This window comes from Microcystis sp. T1-4 (assembly GCF_000297435.1).
Classification (GTDB): Bacteria; Cyanobacteriota; Cyanobacteriia; order Cyanobacteriales; family Microcystaceae; genus Microcystis.
On the sequence record NZ_CAIP01000033.1, the window covers coordinates 1 to 4,550 of the forward strand.

Consider the following 4,550-nt stretch of genomic DNA (forward strand, 5'->3'; position numbering starts at 1 on the left):
TCGACTCTCTGGAAAACCGTATTGATGAGAGATTTGACAAGGTAGAAGACCGGTTAACTAAAGTAGAAATAGGACAGGCCGAACTCAAGGGAGATATTAAAGCTTTAGACGAAAAAATCAATGGATTAACTGCAAGGGTTGCCTATCAGGAATTCACCAATCGAGGAATTCTGATAGCATTGGTGGTCGCTATTTTAGGAGGTGCCGCTAAACTTTTTGGTTTTTTCCCTAATCCTTAGAAGTTGCCGGTAGCCGTACCTAGTAGATAGGCTCTTCCCCAAAATTTTTCGCTCATTACCCCGATCATTCGTTAGAATAGATTCAGAATTCAAGGATAAAATCTCATCTATGAATCCCGTTGTTTTGGTGCATGGTTTTCTGGACACTACTGCTGTTTTTAAACCGATGAGCGAGTATTTAAACTATCATGGTTGGCAGGTGCATAGTTTTAACCTAATTCCCAATCATGGTTACAAAAAGTTAGAAGTTTTAGCTGGTCAAGTGGAGAATTATATCGAGAAAAACTTTGCTAAAGAGCAGAAAGTAGATCTGATTGGGTTTAGTATGGGAGGATTAATTACCCGCTACTACCTGCAAAGATTGGGAGGAGTGGCAAGAGTGCAACGTTACCTAAATATTTCTGCACCGAATCGAGGCACGTTAACCGCGTATAGTTTACCCTTAGATGGGATTAGACAAATGCAGCCCGGGAGTCAATTTCTAGAGGATTTAAATCAAGATTGTCAACAAATTTTAAATAAAATTAAAACCACAATTATCTGGACTCCCTACGATTTAATGATATTTCCTGCCCATAGTTCCCGTTTATCGGTGGGTAAAGAAATTTCGATTCCCGTATTGCTCCATGCTTGGATGGTCAAAGATAGCAAAGTTTTAACAACAATTAAAGATACTTTATTAGAATAGAAATACTGGTTGTCTCCAATACCAGAACAAGGTCAAAATATCACCAACAAAAAAGTTAATTATCATCAAAAAAGCTTGACTTATGGTTATAATTGTGCTAATTCAAAAATGAAACGCATCAGCGGCGGACTTCGGGATTTGTATCATTAGAAGATTATTAAACCTCTAGGTTTAATCACTTAAATTAGCAGTTTCTAGCCATTTTTTACCCATTTCAATGGGAATACCGAGGGGAGGACAGAGGACTTTAATTAATTCAATTCCTCCCGTGATTAAAATGTTTCTTAGGTGAGAATTTTTCTTGATTTCTGCGTCAACTTGTGCGACAAAAGTTTGTTTTTCAATTTCGGTATTAGTGGAATAAGTTTGGGTGAGTTGGCTGATAAGTTGTTGGATTTCTTGGGCGGCTTCGGCTAAATTTTGGGGTGTGGCGTAATTATGAATAATGCCATCACCCTGTTCAATAATCTGCACGTTTTGCGGTTGAACAATGTTATATTTATTGCTTTGAGAAGTTTCTGACATGACTGATTGTGGGGTTGACCTGTTGATTGCTATCATAGCATCCATAATGCAGAATTGGACATCAAGATTGCTTTCTTCTTCTAATGCTTGACATAGGAAAGGAATGATTGATTCATTGCCAATGTTACCAAGGCATTGAGCGGCTTTCATTCGCATTTGAGCATTCGGATGTTTTAGCCTTTTAGAAAAAGTTTCGATAACTATCCGCAAATATTCAGGATTTAGTGTCATTCTAGCTTAGATTTTAGCGTAATTTGAGCCGATTTTGCCTATAGCATCGGTGGCACTAAGACGCACACTATCTTCTTCGTCAGATAAAGCATTAATTAAGGCAGGAATAGCTTCTTCTAAACCAATTTCTCCGAGGGATTTTGCCGCATTTGTTCGTACTTCAGGAGATGGATCTTGTTGTAATGCTTTTATGAGACAGTTGATCGTTTGTTCAGAGCTAATTTGTCCTAATGCTTCTGCTGCACTACTGCGAATTTTATCGTTAGGTTCTTCTAATGCTTTAATTAGTGCCTTAATCGATTTTTCAGAGTTAATTTGTGCTAACCCATGTCCAGCAAAATAGACTATTTGAATGTCTTTATCTTTCAATGAATTAACTAAGGGAGGAACAGCATCTTCAGAGCAAGTTTTTCCGAGAGATTGTACAGCGGACAGACGAACAGATGGTTCTGGATCGTGGTTTAATAATTCAATGAGATGTAAAATGGCTTGAGTTCCACCAATTTGACCGAGGGCTTCTGCTGTTGCTGTACGGATAGTAGGATTAGAATCGGTGAGGGTAGATACTAATTTAGGGATAGCGACTTCACTGCTAATTTTCCCTAAAGCCTGGATGACTTTTAAGCGAACATTGATGTGGCTGTCATCTAAATGATTAGCTAAGGCTGGGATAGCAGTTTCTTCTCCAATTTTTCCCAATGATTCTGCGGCTTTAGCGCGAAGTTCGGGACGTTTGTCATCTAATTTTTTAGCGATGGCGCTAATTGCTATTTGGGTGTAACTAGGTGTTTGAATCATAGATTGCTTTGGTTCATCACATCAAGTATAGTGTATTTTTAATCTTTTTCCCCTGTTCGTAGTGACGACTTCAGTTGTCCCTGATTATAACTGTACTTTATAAGCAGGATTTGGTATAACTACATCAATTGATTCTCCCTCAGAATCAAAAATCTCTAAAACATAACCTTCTTCACCTCCAGTAGGATGGGGAACAATATCAACGAGAGTTCCTACGTCTCCTTTTTTCAGATTATATTCTGGAAAGTCGCAGTTTAAAGAAACTTCTTGATAGAGTTTAGTCATTTATTTTATTCATTCCGAGTTGTTTTTTAGCATCTTCCCAAGTAATTCTTTGTCCTGATTGATCCTGTTGAATTGCTTCAGATAGGATTTCGGCAAACTCTTTGTCTTGTAAAATATCAAGAGTTTCCAACCAAGATTCAATTTGAGCGTAATTCAGGGCAACCATAATGGGTTGACCTTCTTTGGTAATAATAATAGGTTCGTCAGTCATTTGCTCAGACCATTCAACCAGCTTTTGTCCTGTTTCAGTAATGTTTAGATATTTAGTCATGTCAGCAATTAACAGTTATCAACTAATGATTATAGCAGTTATCGGTCAAATGAGTTACAGGGAACAAATTGGGTATAGTCAGCAATAGCACCTTTAGGCTTTATCTTTTAAAACAATCATTCTGGGATTTAGTTAAATATTTTGACCATCCTCTGCAAGTTTAGTTTCTACTTTTTGAATCATAACTGCAAATTCCGATTGGCGGTGTAAGTCGATATTGAGAGTATTCATATCTTTAAGAATGTTAGTTAGATTATCAATATTGCCCCTGATTTCATCATATAAGTTTAATGTCTCTAGGATACTATTAGTTTTAGCTAAATCAATTTGTTTGTATTTGGCTTGTAGTTTTGCTTTTTCGTCTTCCCAATATTTCAGGTAGTCTATGCGCTCGAAGTCTTTATGAATTCTGGCATCTGGTAAAATAATCGGGAATATTCTTTGATAAAAGTCACCATTTCTGGCAATTTCTACTAATTCAAACATACAGTTTTCTGATTTTAAGTATCTATCGCTGATGACGGCGACGACACATTTCCCCTGTCCAATTTGCCGCATAAAGTTTTTGATGGAGTCTTTATAGGTGGTGTGGGTTTTATCCCGAATAATCTCAATTCCTTTAGCGGCAAAAGCTTGGACGAGTTGATTAGCCATTTCGTTGCTGTCTTCTTGCCAGTTATAGGAGATGTAAACTTGTTGATTCATGGGTTGGGAGAGGGGGTGATAGTATTTAAGTTTGTTTTGAATTGTGTCTAGTGCTTCTCTAGCTTGAGAGAGAGTATAGCCATTATTTAATGTGACAAAATCAGGATTTTTCAGGCATTTGATAAGTTCAGTCATCGCTGTTTCTGTGCCAATATTACCCAAAGCCTCGGCTGCGTTCCTACGAACATAAATATCAGAGTCTTCTAAAGCCTTGAGTAACTCCGGAATGACTGTTTCTGAACCAATATTACCCAAAGCCTCGGCTGCGTACACACGAACATCGCTATTAGAGTGTTCTAAAGCCTTGAGTAACTCCGCAATGGCTGTTTCTGAGCCAATCTTAGCCAAAGCCTCGGCTGCGTCACTACGAACAAACCTATCAGAGTCTTCTAAAGCCTTGAGTAACCCCGGAATGGCTGTTTCTGAACCAATCTTACCCAAAGCCGCGGCTGCCTTCCAACGAACAGAAAAATAAGAGTCTTTTAAAGCTTTGAGTAATCCCGGAATGGCTGTTTCTGAGCCAATTTTACCCAAAGCCTCGGCTGCCTCCTCACAAACATCCCAATCAGAGTCTTTTAAAGCCTTGAGTAATCCCGGAATGGCTGTTTCTGAGCCAATTTTACCCAAAGCCTCGGCTGCGTTACTACGAACATCCTCATTAGAGTCTTCTAAAGCCTTGAGTAACCCCGGAATGGCTGCTTCCGAGCCAATCTTACCCAAAGCGTATGCTGCGTACACACGAACATAATCATCAGAGTGTTCTAAAGCCTTGAGTAACCCCGGAATGGCTGTTTCTGAGCCAATTTTA

7 protein-coding genes are annotated in these 4,550 nt (G+C 38.7%); 2 read left to right on the forward strand and 5 right to left on the reverse strand.

The window, feature by feature from the left end; all coding sequences use genetic code 11:
• Both MICAI_RS01815 and MICAI_RS01820 read left to right on the forward strand, forming a co-directional pair.
• The coding region (locus MICAI_RS01815; protein WP_039899457.1) for a DUF4164 family protein at nt 1–239 on the forward strand (239 nt) is incomplete at its 5' end.
• Nucleotides 240–348: 109 nt separating this feature from the next.
• On the forward strand, nt 349–927 hold the full coding sequence (locus MICAI_RS01820; protein ID WP_008196995.1) for an esterase/lipase family protein: 579 nt from the start codon (nt 349–351) through the stop codon (nt 925–927).
• A 171-nt stretch (nt 928–1,098) separates the two neighbouring features.
• Here the strand turns inward: MICAI_RS01820 and MICAI_RS01825 are convergent, their stop codons facing one another.
• From MICAI_RS01825 to MICAI_RS22415, 5 genes are all read right to left on the reverse strand, one after another.
• A complete protein-coding gene (locus tag MICAI_RS01825) occupies nt 1,099–1,683 on the reverse strand; it encodes a HEAT repeat domain-containing protein (protein ID WP_008196999.1) in 585 nt (194 codons plus the stop codon).
• 6 nt (nt 1,684–1,689) lie between these two features.
• The gene (locus MICAI_RS01830; protein ID WP_008197001.1) at nt 1,690–2,481 is read right to left on the reverse strand and encodes a HEAT repeat domain-containing protein; all 792 of its coding nucleotides are present in this window, start codon (nt 2,479–2,481) and stop codon (nt 1,690–1,692) included.
• 84 nt (nt 2,482–2,565) lie between these two features.
• Nucleotides 2,566–2,766, reverse strand: coding sequence for a DUF4926 domain-containing protein (locus tag MICAI_RS01835; protein ID WP_008197003.1), 201 nt, complete (start codon nt 2,764–2,766; stop codon nt 2,566–2,568).
• Nucleotides 2,759–3,037 (reverse strand): type II toxin-antitoxin system Phd/YefM family antitoxin, encoded by a 279-nt coding sequence (locus MICAI_RS01840; protein WP_008197006.1) that lies wholly within the window; start codon nt 3,035–3,037, stop codon nt 2,759–2,761. Before MICAI_RS01840 ends, MICAI_RS01835 begins: the two co-directional genes overlap by 8 nt.
• 132 nt (nt 3,038–3,169) lie before the next feature.
• Nucleotides 3,170–4,550, reverse strand: a 1,381-nt coding sequence (locus MICAI_RS22415) for a HEAT repeat domain-containing protein (protein WP_157221707.1), incomplete at its 5' end; no start/stop codon positions are given.

What these genes read in the sequence shown, in the direction of transcription:
- MICAI_RS01820 (WP_008196995.1), top strand. Translation starts at nt 349, where the DNA reads ATGAATCCCGTTGTTTTGGTGCATGGTTTTCTGGACACTACTGCTGTT.
- MICAI_RS01825 (WP_008196999.1), bottom strand. Translation starts at nt 1,683, where the DNA reads ATGACACTAAATCCTGAATATTTGCGGATAGTTATCGAAACTTTTTCT.
- MICAI_RS01830 (WP_008197001.1), bottom strand. Translation starts at nt 2,481, where the DNA reads ATGATTCAAACACCTAGTTACACCCAAATAGCAATTAGCGCCATCGCT.
- MICAI_RS01835 (WP_008197003.1), bottom strand. Translation starts at nt 2,766, where the DNA reads ATGACTAAACTCTATCAAGAAGTTTCTTTAAACTGCGACTTTCCAGAA.
- MICAI_RS01840 (WP_008197006.1), bottom strand. Translation starts at nt 3,037, where the DNA reads ATGACTAAATATCTAAACATTACTGAAACAGGACAAAAGCTGGTTGAA.